The sequence below is a fragment of the Bradyrhizobium sp. UFLA06-06 genome, from assembly GCF_054820065.1.
Genome location: NZ_JADFUD010000018.1, coordinates 18,524 through 39,095 on the forward strand (window position 1 = coordinate 18,524; position 20,572 = coordinate 39,095).

Below are 20,572 nucleotides of genomic sequence, written 5' to 3' on the forward strand. Positions count from 1 at the left end.
GGATCTTGCAATGCCCCGTTTTGCCGCCAACCTCACCATGATGTTCAACGAGGTCCCGTTCCTCGACCGCTTCGAGGCGGCGGCGAAAGCGGGCTTCACCGCGGTCGAGTTCCTGTTTCCTTACGACCATCCGGCCGAGGAGGTCGGCAAGCGGCTGAAAGACAATGGGCTGACGCAGGCGCTGTTCAACTTGCCGCCGGGCGACTGGAACGCAGGCGAGAAGGGGTTTGCCGCGCTGCCCGATCGCTTCGCCGACCTCCAGCAAAGCCTGAAGACCGCGCTGCCCTATGTGCAGGCGACCGGCGTCAAGCGGGTGCATCTGATGGCGGGAATAGCCGACCGCAGCGATGCCAGGGCGGTCGCCGCGTTTCGCAAATCGGTCGCCCATGCCGCGGAGTTCTTCGCGCCGCACGGCCTCGACCTCGTGATCGAGCCGATCAATCCGCGCAACGTGCCCGGCTACTTCCTCAACGACTTCATCTTCGCGCGCGATCTGATCAACGAGCTTGGTATCGCGAACCTGAAGCTGCAGTTCGACATCTACCACTGCCAGATCATCCATGGCGACGTCACCATGCGGCTGCGCGAAATGATGCCGATCATCGGCCACATCCAGATTGCGTCGATCCCCTCGCGCAACGAGCCTGACGGCGAGGAGCTGAACTATCCGTTCCTGTTCGGCGAGCTCGACCGGCTCGGCTATGGCGGCTTCGTCGGCTGCGAATACAATCCGCGCGGCAAGACCACCGACGGTCTCGCCTGGTTCAAGCCCTATGCCGGAGTGAAGCCGTGACATCAGCCGGAAAACTGTCTCTTGGCTGCGTCGCCGACGACTATACCGGCGCCTCCGACCTCGCCAACACGCTGACCCGCGCCGGCCTGCGCACGGTGCAGACCATCGGCGTGCCCGCGGACGATCTCGCGCTGCCCGAGGTCGACGCCGTCGTGGTGTCGCTGAAGAGCCGCTCGATCGAGGCCGGCCTCGCCGTGACGCGTTCGCGCGCAGCGGAGGCCTGGCTGCGCGGCCGCGGCGCCAAACATATCCTGTTCAAGATCTGCTCGACCTTCGATTCAACCGATGCCGGCAATATCGGCCCCGTGATGGACGCGCTGCGCGCCGATTCAAGGGATGCCATCGTGCTGGTGACGCCGGCATTCCCGGAGACCGGCCGCACCGTCTACCAGGGCAATCTGTTCGTCGGCTCGGTGCCGCTGAACGAGAGTCCGCTGAAGGACCATCCGCTCAACCCGATGCATGATTCCAATCTGGTTCGCGTGCTGGCGCGGCAAAGCACGACCAAGGTCGGCCTGGTCGATCTGGCGACGCTGAGCCGTGGCGCGGACGCCGTCCGGGCAAAGCTCGCCGAGCTCACGCAAAGCGGCATCGGCGCCGCCATCGTCGATGCGGTGTTCGACCGCGACCTCGAGACTATCGGGCAGGTCGCGCTGGAACACCGTCTTTCGGTCGGCGCTTCCGGGATCGGGCTTGGCCTGGCGCGGGCGCTGGTCGCCGCGAGCAAAGCCAAACCGGACACCGCGGATGCGATGCTGGCGACGCCGGTCGGCGGCGCGGCGGCGTGCCTTGCCGGCAGTTGCTCGCAGGCGACCTTGCGCCAGATCGCCAACGCCGAGAAGGTGATGCCGGTCCTGCACCTCGATCCCGAGCGGGTGGTCGCCGGCAAGGACGAGGCGCAGCGCGCGCTCGCCTGGGCCAGGGACCGGCTCGGGGCGGGGCCGATCCTGATTGCGAGCAGCTCGACCCCGGATGAGGTGGCAGCTGTGCAATCCCGTCATGGTCGCGATGCAGCCGGGCATGCCATCGAACAGGCGATGGCCGACATCGCGGATGGTCTGGTGCAGTCGGGCGTGCACAGGCTGGTGGTCGCCGGTGGTGAAACTTCGGGCGCCGTGGTCGATCGCCTGCGCATCCCTGGATTCCTGGTCGGTGCGGAAATCGCCGCCGGCGTGCCGGTTCTGCGAGCAGTCGGCACCGGGAGAGGCGAGATGGTGCTTGCCCTGAAATCAGGCAATTTCGGCGGGCCGGAGTTTTTCTCGGATGCGCTGGCATTGATGCCTTGATGCGGCTGGCGCGCATCATGCCACGGCGTCGAACAGCGTCTCAGTAGTTCAACGGGGGACCAAATTAACCCTACTTAAGGAGGGGGGCTGGCTTTGATGTCTGCGGCGTCCCGCCGCGCCCCCAGCCATTCGATCGGGCTTCGCGAGCCCGATATCAAGAGACCCCACGATGTTCGCCAAATTCTCGATCCGCGCCAAGATTATTGCCGTGGTTGCGTTCCTGCTTGTCGCGATGACCGGCATGGGCCTGCTCGCGGTCGTGAATTTACGGTCGATCAACGCCAACACCGTCGACATCACGACGAGCTGGCTGCCGAGCGTGCGTGCGCTCGGCGATCTGCGCGCCGGCGTCATCACCTATCGCAACGTCATCCGCGAGCACATGCTGTCCGAGACGCTGGAGGAGAAGCTCGCGCAGGAAAAGACCCTTGCGACCGTGGTCGAAGCCAATACCAAGGTCCGCGCGACCTATGAACCCCTGATCGCATCCCCCGAGGAGCGCGGGCTCTACAATCAATGGGTCGATGCCTGGACCCGCTACAAGAAGGGCACCGAGGAGGTGATGGCGCTGTCGCGCAGGGATGTCGGCAAGACCCAGCACGAAGCGCATGAGCTGAACGCCAAGACCGTGAACAAGATCGGCCTCGAGGCCGACGAGATCCTGCGCAAGGACATCGAGCTCAACAATGCCGGTGCCGACAAGGCGGCGCACGACGCGGCCAACAGCTACGCGTCTGCCGTCATGCTGCTTGCGATGATCCTTGGCGCCGCCATCATCGTCGGCGTCGGCGTCAGCTTCCTGATGATCCGCGACGTCTCGGCCGGCATCGCCTCGATCGTGAGCCCGATGCAGGCGCTGGGCCGCGGCGACCTGACCGCAAACGTCCCGCATCAGAGCGAGAAGACCGAGATCGGCGCGATGGCCGATACGCTGCAGGTGTTCAAGGAAGCCCTGGTCGCCAAGAAGGCGGCCGATGAAGCCGCGGCTGCCGACGCCGAAGCCAAGATCGAGCGCGGCCGCCGGGTCGATACCATCACCCGCAATTTCGAACAGATGATCGGCGAGATCGTGCAGACCGTGTCGTCGGCCTCGACCCAGCTCGAAGCCTCCGCCGGCACGCTGTCGTCGACCGCCCGGCGTTCGCAGGAGCTGACCACGTCGGTTGCCGCCGCGTCCGAGGAGGCCTCGACCAATGTCCAGTCGGTGGCGTCGGCGACCGAGGAGCTGTCGTCGTCGGTGACCGAGATCAGCCGCCAGGTGCAGGAGTCGGCACGGATGGCCGGCGATGCCGTCGGCCAGGCGCGCACCACCAACGATCGCGTCAGCGAGCTGTCGAAGGCCGCCGCGCGGATCGGCGACGTCGTCGAGCTGATCAACACCATTGCCGGCCAGACCAATCTGCTGGCGCTGAACGCGACCATCGAGGCGGCGCGCGCCGGCGAGGCCGGCCGCGGCTTCGCCGTGGTGGCGTCCGAGGTGAAGGCGCTGGCCGAGCAGACCGCCAAGGCGACCGGCGAGATCGGCCAGCAGATCGCCGGCATCCAGACCGCGACCCAGGAGTCGGTCGGCGCGATCAAGGAAATCTCCTCGACCATCGAACGACTGTCGGAGATCTCGTCCACCATTGCCGCCGCGGTCGAAGAGCAGGGCGCGGCGACGCAGGAAATCTCCCGCAACGTGCAGCAGGCGGCGCAGGGCACCCAGCAGGTCTCGGCCAACATCACCGACGTCCAGCATGGCGCCAACGAAACCGGCTCGGCGTCGAGCCAGGTGCTGTCGGCGGCCCAATCGCTCTCGGGCGACAGCAGCCGCCTCAAGGTCGAGGTCAGCAAGTTCCTCGACGCCGTCCGCGCCGCCTGATCCGGCGGCGCCGCTCGGGCGGCCGCCATCCTTCGCGTAACCGATGCGGACGTGGTGGGCCGACCCGGCCCACCACGTTTTACATTTTCGCAGAGCAGCGATGCGTTAACCTCGCGTCGGCCGAAATAGCGTCCTCAGCCGGCTCGCATTCGCAGCAGAGCCGTCTCTTTTTGACGACGATCCGCGCGCGATCGGCGGCACAGTGCCCGGCATGGCCGATCGGAGCGCGCAGCCTCACGCACTATGCCGAGGAAGTGAAAGCCGCCGCGGCTCCGCGGGTTGGCGTTTTGCCCGCCATCGGGTAAATCGGCCGCTGCGGAACGACTTTTGCAATGTCGATTCCTCTGCCTGGGCGGGCTTCATTTCGGGAATGCTTGTTTTATGATCGCACTGGTCCGTATCGCGCTGAGCAGGCCATATACTTTCGTCGTGCTCGCGATCCTGCTGCTGATTATCGGACCGCTGGCGGCGTTGCGCACGCCGACCGACATCTTCCCGGACATCCGCATCCCCGTGATTGGCGTGGTCTGGCAGTACACCGGCCTGCCGCCGGACCAGATGTCCGGCCGCATCACCACGCCGTTCCAGCGCGCGCTGACTACGACCGTCAACGACATCGAGCACATCGTCGCCAATTCCTATAACGGCGTCGGCATCATCAAGATCTTCTTCCAGCCCAACGTCGATATCCGCACCGCCAATGCGCAGGTCACCGCGATCTCGCAGACCCTGCTCAAGCAGATGCCGCCGGGCGCGACGCCGCCGCTGATCCTGAACTACAGCGCCTCGACGGTTCCGATCATCCAGGTCGCGCTGTCGGGCGAGGGACTGACCGAGCAGAACCTCGCCGATATCGGCATCAACCAGCTGCGCACGCCGCTGGTCACGGTGCCCGGTGCTGCGATCCCGTATCCGTTCGGCGGCAAGCAGCGCCAGGTCCAGATCGACCTCAATTCGACTGCGCTGCAGGCGCGCGGCCTGTCGGGCCAGGACGTTGCCAACGCGCTCGCTGCACAGAACCTGATCACCCCGGTCGGCACGCAGAAGATCGGCAATTTCGAATACACCATCAACCTCAACAACTCGCCGCTGCGGCTCGAGGAGCTCGGCGACCTGCCGATCAAGCAGGTCAACGGCGCGATGGTCTATGTGCGCGACGTCGCCTCGGTCCGCGACGGCAACCCGCCGCAGACCAACATCGTCCATGTCGACGGCAACCGCTCGGTCTTGATGATGGTGCTGAAGGCCGGCGCCACCTCGACGCTCGATATCATCTCCGGCATCAAGCAGAAGGTGATCGAGGTCAAGGACCAGATGCCGGACGCGCTCAAGATCGGCTTCATCGGCGACCAGTCGGTGTTCGTCCGCGGCGCGATCACCGGCGTCGCCTTCGAGGGCGTGATCGCCGCGCTGCTCACAAGCATCATGATCCTCTTGTTCCTCGGCAGCTGGCGCTCGACCGTCATCATCGCGGTGTCGATCCCGCTGTCGGTGCTCGGGGCCATCATCATGCTGTCCCTGATCGGCGAGACGCTGAACATCATGACGCTCGGCGGCCTCGCGCTCGCGGTCGGCATCCTGGTCGACGACGCCACGGTGACGATCGAAAACATCAATTATCACCTCGAGCAGGGCAAACCGGTCGAGCAGTCGATCCTCGACGGCGCCAACCAGATCGTGACGCCGGCCTTCGTCTCCTTGCTCTGTATCTGCATCGTGTTCGTGCCGATGTTCTTCCTCACCGGCGTGGCGCGCTTCCTGTTCGTGCCGATGGCCGAAGCGGTGATGTTCGCGATGATCTGGTCGTTCATCCTGTCGCGCACGCTGGTGCCGACCATGGCGAACTATTTGCTGCAGGCGCATGTGCATCATGAGGGCGCGCCGCCGAAGTCGCGCAATCCTTTTGTCTGGTTCCAGCGCGGCTTCGAGGCGCGGTTCGAGCGCATCCGCAGCGGCTATCGCGGCCTGCTCGCGATGGCGCTCGGTCACCGCACGGTGTTCGTGAGCTGCTTCCTCGCGGTGGTCGCGGCGTCGTTCCTCTTGGTGCCGTTCCTCGGGCGCAACTTCTTCCCGTCGGTCGACGCCGGCAACATCCTGATGCATGTCCGCACCCAGGTCGGCACCCGCGTCGAGGAGACCGCCAACCAGCTCGCCGACATCCAGAAGGCGATCCGCAAGCTGGTGCCCGGCGAGATCGAGACCATGACCGACAACATCGGCATGCCGATCTCCGGCATCAACATGACCTACAACAACACTGGCGTGATCGGTCCGCAGGACGGCGACATCCAGATCCGCCTGAAGGAAGGCCACAAGCCGACCGAGGAGCATGTCCGCACACTGCGTGAGCAATTGCCGCGGCTGTTCCCGGGTACCAGCTTCGCGTTCCTGCCGGCCGACATCGTCAGCCAGATCCTGAACTTCGGCGCGCCGGCGCCGATCGATTTGCAGATCCGCGGCGCCAATCTCGATGCCAACTTCGCCTATGCCAACAAGCTGCTGGCCGGGATCAAGCGCATCCCCGGCATCGCCGATGCGCGGATCCAGCAGTCGCCGAACAATCCGACCTTCAACATCGACGTCGACCGCACCCGTGCGCAATATGTCGGCCTGACCGAGCGCGACGTCACCAACTCGCTGGTCGTCAACCTCGCCGGCTCCTCGCAGGTGGCACCGACCTATTATCTCAATCCCGATAACGGCGTGTCGTATTCGATCGTGATGCAGACGCCGCAATACCAGATCGACTCGCTGAGCGCGCTGCAGACGCTGCCGATCACCGCGACCGGCAACACCCAGGCGCCGATCCTCGGCGGCATCGCCGACATCAAGCGCGCGACCTCGAGCGCGGTGGTGTCGCAATATGATATCCAGTCGCTGGTGCAGATCTACGCCACGACGCAAGGCCGCGATCTCGGTAGCGTCGCGACCGACGTGCGCAAGCTGATCGCCGACACCGCCAAGGAGGTGCCGAAGGGCTCGTCCGTGGTGCTGCTCGGCCAGGTGCAGACCATGAACTCGGCCTTCACCGGCCTCTTGTTCGGCCTGCTCGGCGCCGTCGTCTTGATCTATTTCCTGATCGTCGTGAACTTCCAGTCCTGGTCGGACCCGTTCGTGATCATCACGGCGCTGCCCGCCGCGCTCGCCGGCATCGTCTGGATGCTGTTCACGACGGAGACCACGCTGTCGGTTCCGGCGCTCACCGGCGCCATCATGTGCATGGGCGTGGCGACCGCCAACAGCGTGCTTGTGATCAGCTTCGCCCGCGAGCGCTATGAGGAACTCGGCGATCCCGTCGCGGCGGCCCTGGAAGCCGGCTTCGTCCGGTTCCGCCCCGTGCTGATGACGGCGCTCGCCATGATCATCGGCATGGCGCCGATGGCGCTGGGGCTCGGCGAGGGCGGCGAGCAGAACGCGCCCCTGGGCCGGGCCGTGATCGGCGGCCTGATCTTCGCCACCTTCGCGACCCTGATGTTTGTTCCCGTGGTATTCAGTATGGTACACAAGAAGCAAGGCGCCAAAGCCGCCGCCTCATCGGAGATTCCGCATGCCGCCCACTGAACAGCGCCCCCCGGTCTCACGCCGGAAGCTGGGCATCTTCGGCGTGGTGGCCCTGGTCGGGGCGGGCCTGATCGTCGGCACCGGGATCCGCGCCCGTGAGGAACAGGACACACGGCTGAAGGAATGGACCGACGACCAGGCCATTCCGACCGTTGCGGTGGCGCTACCCAATGCCAAGGCGCTGAGTCCCACGATCGACCTGCCGGGCCGGCTCGAGGCTTATTCCCGCGCGCCGATCTATGCCCGGGTGTCCGGCTATCTGAAGAACTGGGACGCCGACATCGGCGCCCGCGTCAAGGCCGGCCAGGTGATCGCAGAGATCGAGGCGCCCGACCTCGATCAGCAATTGCTGCAGGCGCGCGCCGATCTCGCCAGCGCCCAGGCCTCGGCCAAGCTCTCCGAGGCCACGCTGAACCGGCGCAAGACGCTGGTGGCCTCGAACTTCGTCTCCGCCCAGGAGATCGACGAGCGTACCGCCGACCTTTCCAACAAGAACGGTGCGGTCAAGGCCGGCCAGGCCAATGTCGAGCGGCTGGAAGCGCTCGCAGGCTACAAGAAGATCACGGCGCCGTTCGACGGCGTGGTGACCTCGCGCGACACCGACGTCGGCGCGCTGATCAACGCCGGCGGTAACTCGGGCCCGGCGATGTTCACGATCTCGGACATCACCAAGCTGCGCGTCTATGTCAACGTGCCGCAGAATTACGTTCCGGCGATCAAGATCGGTGCCAAGGCCACGCTGGCACTGCCGGATTACCCGAACCGCACCTTCCAGGCGACGGTGGAAGCCTCCTCGCAGGCGGTCGATGTCGCCTCCGGCACGACGCGGATGCAACTCGGGCTCGACAACTCCTCCGGCGAATTGATGCCGGGCAGCTATGCCAGCGTGAAGCTGAACCTGCAGCGTGAATCCACGCCGCTCAGCATTCCCGCCAGCGCGTTGATCTTCAACAGCAGCGGCCTGCGGGTCGCAACCGTCGGTCCTGACGACAAGGTGCTGTTCAAGACCGTGAAGATCGGCCGCGACCTCGGCAAGGAGATCGAGATCGCCACCGGTCTCGCGCCCGACGACCGCGTCATCACCGCCCCGCCGGACGGACTCGCCGACGGCGACCATGTGCGCGTCACCGGTGCCGGCGCCAAGGGCAAACCGACCACGGCGTCCGAAAAGCAGGACGTGAAGGGGTAGGGGAGGACAGGTAAGCTGTGCCTGCCTCTCACCTCAAGCCGCTTGCTCTGCCGTCATCCTGAGGTGCGCGCCCTTGCGCGCCTCGAAGGATGGGATCACGACGGTGTTCGCAGCCCATCCTTCGAGGCTCGCTCCGCTCGCACCTCAGGATGACGGCGGATTTTGCGGCGTGGCAGGAATTGTCAGCCCACCCGCCATTCCAGCATGCCATCGCCGGCGGTGACGATGTCGCCTGTAGTGCCGACCGGCGTGCGGTCCATGTCCTGCAGATAGGCCAGCGTTGCCGTGTCGCTCGCCGGGATGCGGCCGAGCGTGCGGCGGCCGTCCTCGGTGCGCAGCATGGTGACGCCATGCTCGACCTCGCCATTGGCGCGATAGATCACGGTGAAGGCCTCGACCTTGCCTTTTCCCGTAGCCTCGGCGGTGAAGTCGGGCACGTTGCGCCTGTTGCGGTCGGCCTCCGCCTGCACGGACGTGTCCTGCTTGAGCGCGACGTTCGGCGCCGCGCGCGACAGCACGAGGCCATGATGCTTGGTGACGAAGCCGCCCTGGCCATAGAGCAGGCCGAGCGTGCCGCCGCTGCGGAGCTTGCGCACCATCGCGCAGGCCGAATGCGTCATGTAGGTGTTGAGCGGTGCGCCGAAGAACGTGAGACCGCCGGTCACGGTCGGCTGCACGTCGGACCCAAGGCCGAGCGTCCGGCGCGCCATCTTCGGCACGCAGGGGAAGCAGCTATAGAGCTCGATGGCGTCGAACTTGCTGCCGTCGCCGCGGACGAGATCCATCACCGCCTTCAGCACCGCGGTCTGCGCGTGGCTTTCGACGAACTGATCGCGGATCAAATAGTCGCGCGGCTCTTCCGCCGAGGCGCCGCCGAGCGGATAGATCAGTCTGTCCTCCGGCACGCCGGCCGCGCGCGCTTTTGCGAGGCTGGTCAGGATCAGCGCGCCGCCCATATTCACCGTCGGGTTCGCCACCATCAGTTTTGTATACGGCCAGGCGATCATCCGGTTGTCGGGCGTGGCCGTGGTGATCTCCTCGCCGGTGAACGTCTTCTTCAGCCACGAGTTCGGATTGTCGGCGGCAACGCGCGCATAGGTCGACCACAACTCGCCCGATTCCTTCAGCGCCTCGCGCGGCGTCTGGCCCCAATGCGCCGATGTTGCGGACTCATAGAGCGGATAGACCGTGATCGGCCTGAACACGCCGAGCGCAACGGCCATCGGTTTCTGGAACGCGGCGCCGCGCTTCGGCTCCTCCACCTCGTGCGCGAACGGCGTCCACGGCAGCTCCATGCCGGCACGCTGCGCCTTGGTCGCGGTCGACTGCGCCTCCGCGCCGCAGACCGCGGCGACGCTGCATTCGCCGCGGGCGATGCGCTGCGCCGCCTCATGCAAATAGCGGATCGGGCTCTCGCCGCCGACCGGGCCGTAATAGAGATGCGAAGGCTGAATGCCGAGCCGCTGCGCCAGCTGCTTCTCGGGATCGCGGTAGCGCCAGCTCAGGAAGTTGACGACGTCCAGCGACTGCACGTCGGAGAGCAGCCTGGCGCCGCTGTCGGCCTCGGCGCGCTTCAGCGCCTCCTCCAGCAAGGTGAGCGGCTCGAGGCCGGCGGCGATGTCCTTTGGACGATCGACGATCTCGCCGACGCCGACGATGACGGGAATGCGGTCTTCGGGGATGCTGTTCGACATTCTTGTTGGTTCACTCTGCGGTCTTGGACTCGATAGTTGTTCTGGGCGTCATTGCGAGGAGCAAAGCGACGAAGCAATCCATACTTCCGCTGGGTGAGATGGATTGCTTCGCTTCGCTCGCAATGACGGGGAGGGATCGTCACTCCGCCACCAGCGCGTTCATGTGCTCGACGGCTTCGACAAATTCTTCCTTGAACTCCTGCACCACGGCGCCGGCGGATTTGACGCAGTCGACCAGGCCGACGCCCTGGCCGACGAAGTAGCTGACGAGGTCGCGGGCCTTCTCGTTACCACCAGCGGCGGCGCGGTCGATGGCGTTGAAGGCGTCGCGGCTGATGATGCTTTGCAGCGGCATCGGCAGCGCGCCGGGGCTCTCCGGCGAGCGGTCCCACGCGTCGGTCCAGACCGAGCGGAGCTGCCGCGCCGGCTTGCCGGTGCGGCCCTTGGAGCGCACCGCATCGCGCGAGGAGGCCGCGATCATCTTCTCGCGGAAGATCTCCGAGGTCTCCGATTCCACGGTGGCCAGCCACACCGAGCCGGTCCACGCGCCGGCCGCGCCCATCGCCATGCAGGCCGCCATCTGGCTGCCGGTCATGATGCCGCCGGCGGCGAGCACCGGGACGTCGCGGATCTTTTTGACCGCCTTGATCACCTCGGGCACCAGCACCATGGTCGAGACCTCGCCGCAATGGCCGCCGGCCTCGGTGCCCTGCGCGACCAGGATATCGACGCCGGCCGCGACCTGGCGCAGTGCGTGCTCCTTGGAGCCGACCAATGCCGCCACCGGCACACCATGTTTGCGTCCCATCTCGATCATCGCCTTCGGCGGCACGCCGAGCGCATTCGCGATCAGCCTGATCGGATGCCGGAACGAGACCTCAAGCAGTTGCAGCGCGGTCTCGGCGTCGAACGGCTGCGGCTGGTTGTCGGCGACGTTGCGGCTGGTCAGCTCGATATCGTATTTCTTCAGCAGATTGCGGGTGAAGTCGCGATGCTCCTGCGAGACACGTGCCTCGAGGCTCTTCCAGGTGACGTTCTTCTCGCCCGCGGTCGAGATGTTTTCCGGGATCAGCACGTCGATGCCATAGGGCTTGCCGTCGACATGCGCGTCGATCCACTTCAACTCCTGCTCCAGCGTCTCCGGCGAATGCGCGGTCGCGCCGAGCACGCCGAAGCCGCCGGCGCGGCTGACCGCCGCCACCACATCGCGGCAATGGCTGAAGGCGAGCAGGGGGAAGTCTATCCCCAGCATGTCGCAGATCGGTGATTTCATGGACTGGTTCTCTCCCGGCGGCTGCTTCTTGTGCTTGTTGACGTCAGCCCCTGCAACGCTAGCGCATCACGGTCAGCGAAGCCAAGCGGGTTTCGGCCACGGCGATCTTGCGTGCAGGCGCTGCTCCGGCTGCATCCCTCGCGGTGCATTCCGCTGGATAGAAAATGCGATCGCGCGGGGTGGGCAAAGCGCAGCCTGCGCACCATCTAGTGCGGACATGGGATGGGCACGGCGGCCGCCGCGCCACCCGGCAAGAACATGAATCGGGAGCCAACGACGTGAATGACATTTCTGCCTACGAGCCGCCGAAAGTCTGGACCTGGAACAAGGAAAGCGGCGGGCGCTTCGCCAGCATCAACCGGCCGATCGCGGGTCCCACCCACGACAAGGAACTGCCGGTGGGCCGCCATCCGCTGCAACTCTACTCGCTGGCGACGCCGAACGGCGTGAAGGTCACCGTGATGCTGGAAGAGCTGCTGGCGGCGGGTCACAAGGGCGCGGAATACGACGCCTGGCTGATCAAGATCGACGGCAACCAGTTCGGCAGCGGCTTCGTCGCGGTCAATCCGAACTCGAAGATCCCGGCGCTGATGGACCGCAGCGGGAAGGAGCCGATCAGGGTGTTCGAGTCGGGCTCGATCCTGGTGTACCTCGCGGAAAAGTTCGGCGCGTTCCTGCCGACCGATGTCAAGACCCGCGCCGAAACCTTCTCCTGGCTGTTCTGGCAGATGGGCGCCGCGCCCTATCTCGGCGGCGGCTTCGGGCATTTCTATGCCTATGCGCCGACCAAGATCGAATATGCCATCGACCGCTTCGCGATGGAGGTGAAGCGCCAGCTCGACGTGCTCGACCGCAGGCTCGCCGACAATGAGTATCTCGCGGGCGATGTCTACACCATCGCCGACATGGCGGTGTGGCCCTGGTACGGCAGCCTCGCCAAGGGGCTGCTGTACGGCGGCGGCGAATTCCTCTCGGTGCAGGACTACAAGAACGTGCAGCGCTGGACCGATGCGATCGCGGCACGGCCGGCGGTGAAGCGCGGCCGGATGGTCAACCGCACCTGGGGCGAGCCGTCGAGCCAGCTGCACGAGCGGCATGAGGCCAGCGATTTCGAAACGAAGACGCAGGACAAGGTCGAGCAGGCGGCATCGTAACGAAACGCGTCATGGCCGGGACAAGCCCGGCCATGACGAAATGACAGCTTTGCCAACCCGCCCTGCGATTACCCCAACAGATCATCATACTCCGGATGCTTCTTCATGAAGCCCTGGATGAATTCGCACTTCACCACGAGTTTGATGCCTTGCGCGCGCACCGCATCCAGCGTGGCGCGGGCGAGCTTTGAACCGATGCCGCGGCCGCCGAGCTCCGCCCGCACTTCGGTGTGAACCAGCGTGATCGTGTCGGGCGTCTTGCGGTAGACCACGAAGGCGGTTGAGCCGTCGACGGCGAGCTCGAACCGGCTCTGCGCTTCGTTGTCGCGGAATGTTTCGCTCATTGTCTTGTCCCTGTTATTTCATCCTTGCGCCCTCGGCCGCGGGAAACACCACGCGGTCGTCGGTGCGGCAATAGCGATCGGCGAACATGCGGCCGATCGGGTGGTAGCGCTCCATGTGGACGCGCATCGCGTCACGGTCCCACAATTCGTCGCGGATGTGGAAATGAATGCCTTCGCCCATGATCAGCTGGCGGTCGCCGTTGACGTCGAGCAGCTTCCAGGTCTTGCACTCCATCGCGAACGGCGCCTCCGCAAGCCGGGGCACCGCGATCCTGCTCGACGGCGCGAGCTTCAGGCCGAGATGATCGGGCTCGCCGATCTCGGGCGGGAAGTCGCCGGAGGTCTCATGCATCGCGCGCGCCAGCGGCTCGTCGGTCAGGTTGACCACGAATTCGCCCAGCCGCTGGATGTTGACCAGGGTGTCCTTCTCGCGGCCGTCGGGCCTGCGGTTGACCGCGAACATGCAGAGCGGCGGGTCCTCGCAGAACACGTTGAAGAACGAGAACGGCGCGGCGTTGACCACGCCGTCGGCGCCGAGGCTCGTCACCCAGGCGATCGGCCGCGGCAGCACGAAGGAGGTCAGCACCTTGTAGCGTTCGCGCTGGGTGAGGTCGCTTGGGGAATATTCCATGGGATGTCCGGAAGTTCGTAGGGCGGGTTAGCGAAGGGTAACCCGCCGCGAGCGGACCGCAAAGCAAAAGGCGGGTTACGCTCGCGCGAACCCGCCTTGCAGACTTGCTTCCTTACCTCGCCCCGCTTGCGGGGAGAGGTCATATCGCATCGAGGATGCGATACGGGTGAGGGGCTCTCCGCGAGTCCTTCTCTCACCGTCTTCGAGGAGGCAGCCCCTCACCCCAACCTCCCCGCGAAGAGCGGGGAAAGGGAGGAGAAGCTACGACATGCTCAGCTCGTGGCGGCCGACCACCATCCAGTGCACCTCGTCCGGACCGTCGGCGAAGCGGAGATGGCGGACGTCCTGGTACATTTCGCCGAGCGGGGACCACTGCGAGATGCCGGTGGCGCCGTGCATCTGGATCGCCTGGTCGATCACCTTGCAGGCGCGCTCGGGCACCATGGCCTTGACCATCGAGACCCAGACCCGGGCTTCCTTGTTGCCGAGCACGTCCATCGCCTTGGCCGCCTTCAGCACCATCAGCCGCATCGCTTCGATCTCACAACGCGCCTGGGCGATGATCTGCATGTTGCCGCCGAGATGGGCGATCTTCTTGCCGAAGGCTTCGCGGGTCAGGCCACGCTGCACCATCATGTCGAGCGCCTTCTCGGCCTTGCCGATGGTGCGCATGCAGTGATGGATGCGGCCGGGGCCGAGGCGGACCTGCGAGATCTCGAAGCCGCGGCCTTCGCCGAGCAGCATGTTCTCCTTCGGCACCTTGCAATTGTTGAAGCGCAGATGCATGTGGCCGCGCGGCGCATGGTCATGGCCGAACACGTGCATGGGCCCGAGGATCTCGACGCCGGGGGTGTCGATCGGCACCAGGATCTGCGATTGCTGCTTGCTCGGCGCGGCGTCGGGATTGGTCTTCACCATCACGATCATGATCTTGCAGCGCGGATCGCCGGCGCCGGAGATGTAATACTTCTCGCCGTTGATCACCCACTCGTCGCCGACCAGCTTCGCGGTGGTCGAGATGTTCTTGGCGTCGGAGGAGGCGACGTTCGGCTCGGTCATCGCATAGGCCGAGCGGATCTCGCCGTTGAGCAGCGGCTTCAGCCACTTCTCCTTCTGCGCCTTGGTGCCGACGCGCTCCAGCACCTCCATGTTGCCGGTGTCCGGCGCCGAGCAGTTCATGGTCTCGGAGGCCAGCGGGCTCTTGCCGAGCTCGGCGGCGATGTAGGCGTAGTCGAGGTTGTTGAGGCCGTCGCCGGTTTCGGCGTCGGGCAGGAAGAAGTTCCAGAGGCCGACTTCCTTGGCCTTGTCCTTGGCCTTCTGCAGGATCGCGAGCTGCTCGTCCGTGAAGCTCCAGCGGTTGGTCTTCTTCTCGCCGGCGCGATAGAACTCGACCGACATCGGGTCGACCGTGTCGCGGATGAACTGCTTCACATGATCGTAGAGCGGGCGGACCTTGTCCGACATCCGCAGGTCATTGAGCTCGTCGCCCGGATTGAGCGTGTAGTTCGTGGTGCGCGGCACATAGGCATGTTTCACTGTCTTTTCTCCCTCGCGAAGGCGCGTTTCGCGGCGGACAATAGACGCGCGCGGCGCCAAGCGCGAGCACCGATTTTTCGATCGCCCCTACCGCATCGCGGAATTTCGCGACGGCGTTTCAAACGTTGTTTGAACGCCGCCGCGGACGACGCTCGGATCGTCAGACCATCCGGTGCATCGCGCAGATCTTGTTGCCGTCGAGATCGCGCAGATAGGCAAGGTAGAGCTTCACGCCAGAACCTTCCCGTACACCCGGCGGGTCCTCGCAAGGCTTGCCGCCATTGGCGACGCCGGCCGCGTGCCAAGCCTCGACCTGCTCCGGCGAAGAGCAGGCAAAGCCGATCGTGCCGCCATTGGCATGCGTCGCCGGTTCGCCGTTGATCGGCTTGGACACCATGAAAATGCCGGCCTTGGTGAGGTACATGATGCGGTGACCGTCGACCCGGGCCGGCCGGACATCGAGCGTGCCAAGCAGCGCATCATAGAACGCCTTGGCCTTGTCCAGATCGTTGGTGCCAACCATCACGTGTGAAAACATCTGAAATATCCTCCCTGCTTGTTAAAAGCCGCCTCATTGCGTCCCTTGCGGCTCAAACGCTAGCAGCAGTTTTGCCACGACGGAAGCAACGCTGCGTCGCGCGTTGCTCTACCCGTCACTCTGCGGCCGTCATTCCGCGCCACGCAACTGCGCATCCCCGCGCGACGCTGCGATCGGCGCCGGGCTTTCCCTGTGCCCTCTGCTTCGGAGGAGGCAAGTAGACGCAAGACTTGGACGCAGCAGCGCCGCAAGGATGTGGATGCATGATGATTCACAGGCCGCGCCACATACTCGCTGTCGTCCCGGGCAAGCGCAGCGCGACCCGGGACCCATAACCACCGTTGCACATTGGGTGAGACGCTATGGCCCCAGCCTGCTTCGACAACCGCGCCCTGTGGTTATGGGTCCCTGCTTTCGCAGGGACGACATCAGTGTTGCGGCAAGAGCCAACTCAGAACGCCGTGTACCCGCCGTCGATCACAAAACAATCCGCCGTATGATAGGACGACGCCTTGCTCATGATGTAGACGGCGATGCCGCCAAAATCGCTCGGCTCGCCGAAGCGGCGCACCGGGATTCGCGGCATCACATTGGCGACGAATTTGTCGTTGGCCATGATGCCGGCGGTCATGTCGCTCTTGATCCAGCCGGGCAGGATCGCGTTCGCGGTGACGCCGTGGCGCGCGAGCTCGACGCCGAGTGCGCGGCACAGCGCGTTCAGCGCCGCCTTGGTGCCGGCATAGTGCTCGTTGCGCGCGGTGCCGAACAGCGAGGCGAGGCTCGAGGTCGCGACCAGCCGGCCGAACCTGTCGCCGGCCTCGGCGCGGTCGGTCATGTGGCGTGCCGCAGCCTGGAATACGTGAAACACGCCGTCGAGATTGGTCGCGAACATCTTGCGCCATTCTTCCTCAGTGCGGTCGATGAAGGCTCTTCGTCCGCCGCCGCCGATGCCGGCATTGGCGAAGCAGCCGTCGACGCGGCCGAAGGTGTCGAGGGTTGCCTTCATCGCGGTCTTGACCGAGCCGGGATCGCTGACGTCGCAGAATTGCGTCGCGACCTTGCCGGGGCCGGCCTTCATCGAGGCCGCGGCGTTGGCGTTTTTTTCCGCGTTGCGGCCCCAGATCGAGACGTTGCAGCCGGCGGCGTTCAGCGCCTGCGCGATGCCGAGGCCGATGCCGCCATTGCCGCCGGTGATGACAGCGACGCGGCCGGTGAGATCGAAGATGCCACTCATTGGGGTTTCCATTTGGTTTGGTGCGCGCTAATCACGCGTTCACGGATGGGCTTGCCGCCGACCATGGACAAGCCCGGCACAAAAATCAAATATGGGTCGAAGCATCGACCTACCGCGGTACCAACCGCCGAAGCAACGCGAAGAGGAAACCATGCAGTTCAAACATGTCACGCTCGACTTCGACGGATCGGTCGCGATCCTCAGGCTCGACCACCAGGAAGTCATGAACGCGGTCTCGATCGACATGCTCGGCGGGCTTGCGGAGGCACTCGATGCGATCGACGACAAGCGTGACGAGGTGCGCTGCCTGGTGATCACAGGCGCGGGCCGCGCCTTCTGCACCGGCGCCAATCTGCAGGGCCGCAACCAGCAGAAGCCCGGCAAGAGCAATGCCGGCGCGGCGCTGGAGACCGCGTTCCATCCGTTCCTGCGCCGATTGCGTAAGTTGCACTGTCCGATCGTGACGGCGGTGAACGGTCCGGCCGCCGGCGCCGGCATGAGCTTCGCCCTGATGGGCGACCTCATCCTGTGCGCGCGCTCGTCCTATTTCCTGCAGGCGTTCCGCCGCATCGGCCTGGTGCCGGATTGCGGCTCGACCTGGCTGTTGCCGCGGCTGATCGGCAAGGCGCGCTCGGTCGAGCTGTCGCTGCTCGGCGAGCGGCTGCCGGCCGAGAAGGCGCTGGAGTGGGGTCTCGTCAACCGCGTCTATGACGACGCCGCGCTGATGGAAGAAACCATGAAGCTCGCGCACGATCTCGCCAACGGCCCGACGGTGGCGTTGTCGCTGATCCGAAAGCTCTATTGGGACAGCCCGGAAAATACCCTCGAGGATCAGCTCAATCTGGAATTCGAGTCGCAGCGCCTTGCAGGTAGTGCCGAGGATTTCAAGGAAGGTGTCACCGCATTCCTCGAGAAGCGGCCGGCGAAGTTCAAGGGCAAATGATCGAGACCGAGCTCACCCGCTGCGTCGCCTCGTTTCATCCAGGCGCAACCGGCGTCACCGGCGCCGCAAAGCTCTCCGGCGGCGCCAGCCAGGAGACCTGGACGTTCGACATCGTGCACCCGAACGGCAATGTCGGCGCGATCCTGCGCCGCGCGCCGCCGGGCTACGGTGCCGCGCCGGGCCGCGCCGCCGGCCTCGATGCCGAGGCGACGCTGATGCAGCTCGCGCATGACGCGGGCCTGCCGTCGCCGAAGGTGATGCATGTCTTGAGGCCGGAGGACGGCCTTGGCCGCGGCTTTATCATGGCGCGGGTCGAAGGCGAGACCATCGCGCGGAAAATTTTGCGCGACGAGGAATTCGCCGGCGCGCGGCAGATCCTCGCGCGCCAGCTCGGCCGCGTCATCGCCGGCATCCATGGCCTGCCGCAGGCGAAATTGCCCAAGCTGCGCGGCCTGACGGCGACCAAGGAGATCGAGGATCTCGCCCGCGAGTATCACAGCTTCAACTGGCCGCGGCCGGTGTTCGAGCTGGCGCTGCGCTGGCTGCGCGATCACGATCCCGGTCCGTCGTCCGAGGTGACGCTGGTGCACGGCGATTTCCGCCACGGCAACCTGATCATCGGCCCCGACGGGGTGCGCGCGGTGCTCGACTGGGAGCTCGCGCATACCGGCGATCCCATGGAGGATCTCGGCTGGATCTGCGTCAACTCCTGGCGCTTCGGCGAGATCGACAAGCCGGTCGGCGGCTTCGGCACACGCGAAGATCTGTTCGCAGGCTATGCAGAAGCCGGCCGCAAGGCCGACCCCGACCGCGTGATGTTCTGGGAAGTGATGGGCACGCTGCGCTGGGGCGTGATGTGCTGCGGCATGATGCAGCGCTTCCGAAGTGGCCCGGACCACTCGATGGAGCGCGCGATGATCGGGCGGCGCGCGTCGGAGACCGAGATTGATCTGCTTAGGCTACTCGCACCGAGAGGTCGTTGAGATGCAGGACGAACCGACACCCACCGAACTGATCAAGGCCGTCGCCGATTTCCTGCGCAGCGAGATCGCGCCTGCGATCAAGGGGCACAACGGCTTCAAGCTGCGCGTCGGTATCAACGCGCTCGATCTGGTGACACGCCAGCTCGCGCTCGCCGAGGCCGGCGATGCGACCGAGGCCGCGCGGCTGAAGCAATTGCTGGGCGCCGACGGAACGCTGATGGAGCTGAACCGCGCGCTGTCGGAGAAGATCGCAGGTGGCGAGGTCGATCTGAAAACGCCAGGGCTATCGGAGCATCTGTGGCAGACCACGCTGGACAAGCTCGCCGTCGACCAGCCGAACTACGCATCCTACAAGCGGGAACTCGGAAAATAGGATGGCTAGAGCGAAGCGAAACCCATCGGGACGCGCGGCAAGCGCTGATGGGTTTCGCTGCGCTTCAACAAGCTCGCCGTCGTCCCGGCCTAGTGCGCAATTGCGCACGGGGGCCGGGACCCATAACCCCAAATCTCACTTGTGGTGCGATGCTGGGGCTACAGCCTTTCATCCACAATTCACATAGATGGTAATGGGTCCCGGCCTTCGCCGGGACGACGAGGGGAGACAGGCATGCGCTCACTCCCCCGCCATTGAGGTGTGGACGAAGTCTTTACCGCCCCAGCCACTTCGGCGGGCGCTTCTCCGAAAACGCCTTCGGTCCCTCGATGTAATCCTGTGAGGCGGCCATCGCCTTCACCGCCGGATACTCGCGCTGCTCCGCCAGCGCCTGCTCGAGCGAGACTTCGAGGCCCTTCTGGATCGCCTGCTTGGAGGCGCGGATCGACATCGGCGAGTTCTTGGTGATGGTCTCGGCCCAGCGCTCGGCGGCTGCCAGCACCTCGCCCTGCGGCACCACCTCGTTGACGAAGCCGAGTTCGAGGCCTTCCTTGGCGCTGACATGGCGCGCGGTCAGGATCATGCCCATGGCGCGCTTCAGCCCGATCTGGCGCGGCAGCCGGTGCAGGCCGCCGGCAAGCGCGGCAAGGCCGACGCGCGGCTCGGGCAGGGCGAAGGTCGCATTCTCGGAAGCGATGATCAGGTCGCAGGCCAGTGCGATCTCGAAGCCGCCGCCCATCGCGACGCCGTTGACGGCGGCGATGATCGGCTTGTCGCAGTCGAAGCGGGTGGTGAGGCCGGCAAAGCCGCCCTTGTCCCAGCCGCGCTTGCCGCCGGCCGCCTGCCATTTCAGGTCGTTGCCGGCGCAGAACGCCTTGTCGCCGGCGCCGGTGACGATCGCGACCCACTGCTCGGGATCGGCGGAGAAGTCGTCGAACACCTTGTTGAGCTCGAAATGAGCGTCGATATGCAGCGCGTTGTAAACCTCGGGCCGCGACAGAGTCACGATGGTGATGGGACCCTTGCGCGTCACCTTGGAGAATTTCAGATCCATGTTTGCTCCCGTCGATTTTCTGCGGCGAAGAATATGGCCACTATCCTAGCGCCTGCGCGGCGTTCCGTGCCATCCAATTACGCAACGCGACCGCGCGTGCAAGCCTCAATGGCCTGCTTGACTTG

17 protein-coding genes are annotated in these 20,572 nt (G+C 65.4%); 9 read left to right on the forward strand and 8 right to left on the reverse strand.

The annotated features are described in order from the left end of the window. Positions 1–10: 10 nt before the first annotated feature. From otnI to IF803_RS17365, 5 genes are all read left to right on the forward strand, one after another. Positions 11–793, forward strand: coding sequence for a 2-oxo-tetronate isomerase (gene otnI, locus IF803_RS17345; RefSeq protein ID WP_411781429.1), 783 nt, complete (start codon positions 11–13; stop codon positions 791–793). Further along, positions 790–2,079 carry a 3-oxo-tetronate kinase gene (gene otnK, locus IF803_RS17350; protein WP_411781430.1) on the forward strand — a complete coding sequence of 430 codons (1,290 nt, stop codon included), beginning with the start codon at positions 790–792 and terminating at the stop codon, positions 2,077–2,079. The genes otnI and otnK overlap by 4 nt, the downstream gene beginning before the upstream one ends. A gap of 169 nt (positions 2,080–2,248) precedes the next feature. Next, the gene (locus IF803_RS17355) at positions 2,249–3,940 is read left to right on the forward strand and encodes a methyl-accepting chemotaxis protein (RefSeq protein WP_461192905.1); all 1,692 of its coding nucleotides are present in this window, start codon (positions 2,249–2,251) and stop codon (positions 3,938–3,940) included. Positions 3,941–4,321: 381 nt separating this feature from the next. Next, the gene (locus tag IF803_RS17360; protein ID WP_461192906.1) at positions 4,322–7,501 is read left to right on the forward strand and encodes an efflux RND transporter permease subunit; all 3,180 of its coding nucleotides are present in this window, start codon (positions 4,322–4,324) and stop codon (positions 7,499–7,501) included. Then, entirely contained in the window at positions 7,488–8,690 is a 1,203-nt protein-coding gene (locus tag IF803_RS17365; RefSeq protein WP_461192907.1) for an efflux RND transporter periplasmic adaptor subunit, read from the forward strand. Before IF803_RS17360 ends, IF803_RS17365 begins: the two co-directional genes overlap by 14 nt. 182 nt (positions 8,691–8,872) lie before the next feature. Here the strand turns inward: IF803_RS17365 and IF803_RS17370 are convergent, their stop codons facing one another. Both IF803_RS17370 and IF803_RS17375 read right to left on the reverse strand, forming a co-directional pair. Then, positions 8,873–10,384 carry an acetyl-CoA acetyltransferase gene (locus tag IF803_RS17370; protein ID WP_461192908.1) on the reverse strand — a complete coding sequence of 504 codons (1,512 nt, stop codon included), beginning with the start codon at positions 10,382–10,384 and terminating at the stop codon, positions 8,873–8,875. A 139-nt stretch (positions 10,385–10,523) separates the two neighbouring features. Beyond that, positions 10,524–11,657: a nitronate monooxygenase gene (locus IF803_RS17375; protein WP_461192909.1), complete on the reverse strand. Its 1,134-nt coding sequence runs from the start codon at positions 11,655–11,657 to the stop codon at positions 10,524–10,526. Positions 11,658–11,935: 278 nt separating this feature from the next. On the opposite strand from IF803_RS17375, the gene yghU reads away from it, so the two are divergent. After that, on the forward strand, positions 11,936–12,811 hold the full coding sequence (gene yghU / locus IF803_RS17380) for a glutathione-dependent disulfide-bond oxidoreductase (protein ID WP_411781436.1): 876 nt from the start codon (positions 11,936–11,938) through the stop codon (positions 12,809–12,811). A gap of 68 nt (positions 12,812–12,879) precedes the next feature. Here the strand turns inward: yghU and IF803_RS17385 are convergent, their stop codons facing one another. The 5 genes from IF803_RS17385 to IF803_RS17405 all read right to left on the reverse strand — a co-directional run bounded on the left by IF803_RS17385 (position 12,880) and on the right by IF803_RS17405 (position 17,094). Beyond that, entirely contained in the window at positions 12,880–13,155 is a 276-nt protein-coding gene (locus tag IF803_RS17385) for a GNAT family N-acetyltransferase (protein WP_461192910.1), read from the reverse strand. A gap of 13 nt (positions 13,156–13,168) precedes the next feature. Further along, positions 13,169–13,786, reverse strand: coding sequence for a flavin reductase family protein (locus IF803_RS17390; protein ID WP_461192911.1), 618 nt, complete (start codon positions 13,784–13,786; stop codon positions 13,169–13,171). Between the two features lie 261 nt (positions 13,787–14,047). Next, on the reverse strand, positions 14,048–15,322 hold the full coding sequence (locus IF803_RS17395; RefSeq protein WP_304499314.1) for an acyl-CoA dehydrogenase family protein: 1,275 nt from the start codon (positions 15,320–15,322) through the stop codon (positions 14,048–14,050). A gap of 160 nt (positions 15,323–15,482) precedes the next feature. Next, complete coding sequence (locus tag IF803_RS17400; RefSeq protein WP_035630932.1) at positions 15,483–15,860, reverse strand: VOC family protein; 378 nt, start codon at positions 15,858–15,860, stop codon at positions 15,483–15,485. A gap of 451 nt (positions 15,861–16,311) precedes the next feature. Next, a complete protein-coding gene (locus tag IF803_RS17405; RefSeq protein ID WP_461192912.1) occupies positions 16,312–17,094 on the reverse strand; it encodes an SDR family NAD(P)-dependent oxidoreductase in 783 nt (260 codons plus the stop codon). Between the two features lie 151 nt (positions 17,095–17,245). On the opposite strand from IF803_RS17405, the gene IF803_RS17410 reads away from it, so the two are divergent. Genes IF803_RS17410 through IF803_RS17420 form a run of 3 tightly spaced genes read left to right on the forward strand, consistent with a single transcriptional unit; the run spans position 17,246 to position 19,393 of the window. Then, positions 17,246–18,037 carry an enoyl-CoA hydratase/isomerase gene (locus IF803_RS17410; RefSeq protein WP_018270541.1) on the forward strand — a complete coding sequence of 264 codons (792 nt, stop codon included), beginning with the start codon at positions 17,246–17,248 and terminating at the stop codon, positions 18,035–18,037. Next, positions 18,034–19,020 carry a phosphotransferase family protein gene (locus IF803_RS17415; RefSeq protein WP_461192913.1) on the forward strand — a complete coding sequence of 329 codons (987 nt, stop codon included), beginning with the start codon at positions 18,034–18,036 and terminating at the stop codon, positions 19,018–19,020. The genes IF803_RS17410 and IF803_RS17415 overlap by 4 nt, the downstream gene beginning before the upstream one ends. Position 19,021: 1 nt before the next feature. Further along, positions 19,022–19,393 carry a DUF6285 domain-containing protein gene (locus tag IF803_RS17420; RefSeq protein ID WP_461192914.1) on the forward strand — a complete coding sequence of 124 codons (372 nt, stop codon included), beginning with the start codon at positions 19,022–19,024 and terminating at the stop codon, positions 19,391–19,393. Positions 19,394–19,667: 274 nt separating this feature from the next. On the opposite strand, the gene IF803_RS17425 is transcribed toward IF803_RS17420, so the two are convergent. After that, positions 19,668–20,447 (reverse strand): enoyl-CoA hydratase-related protein, encoded by a 780-nt coding sequence (locus IF803_RS17425; RefSeq protein ID WP_461192915.1) that lies wholly within the window; start codon positions 20,445–20,447, stop codon positions 19,668–19,670. Between the last annotated feature and the right edge of the window lie 125 nt (positions 20,448–20,572).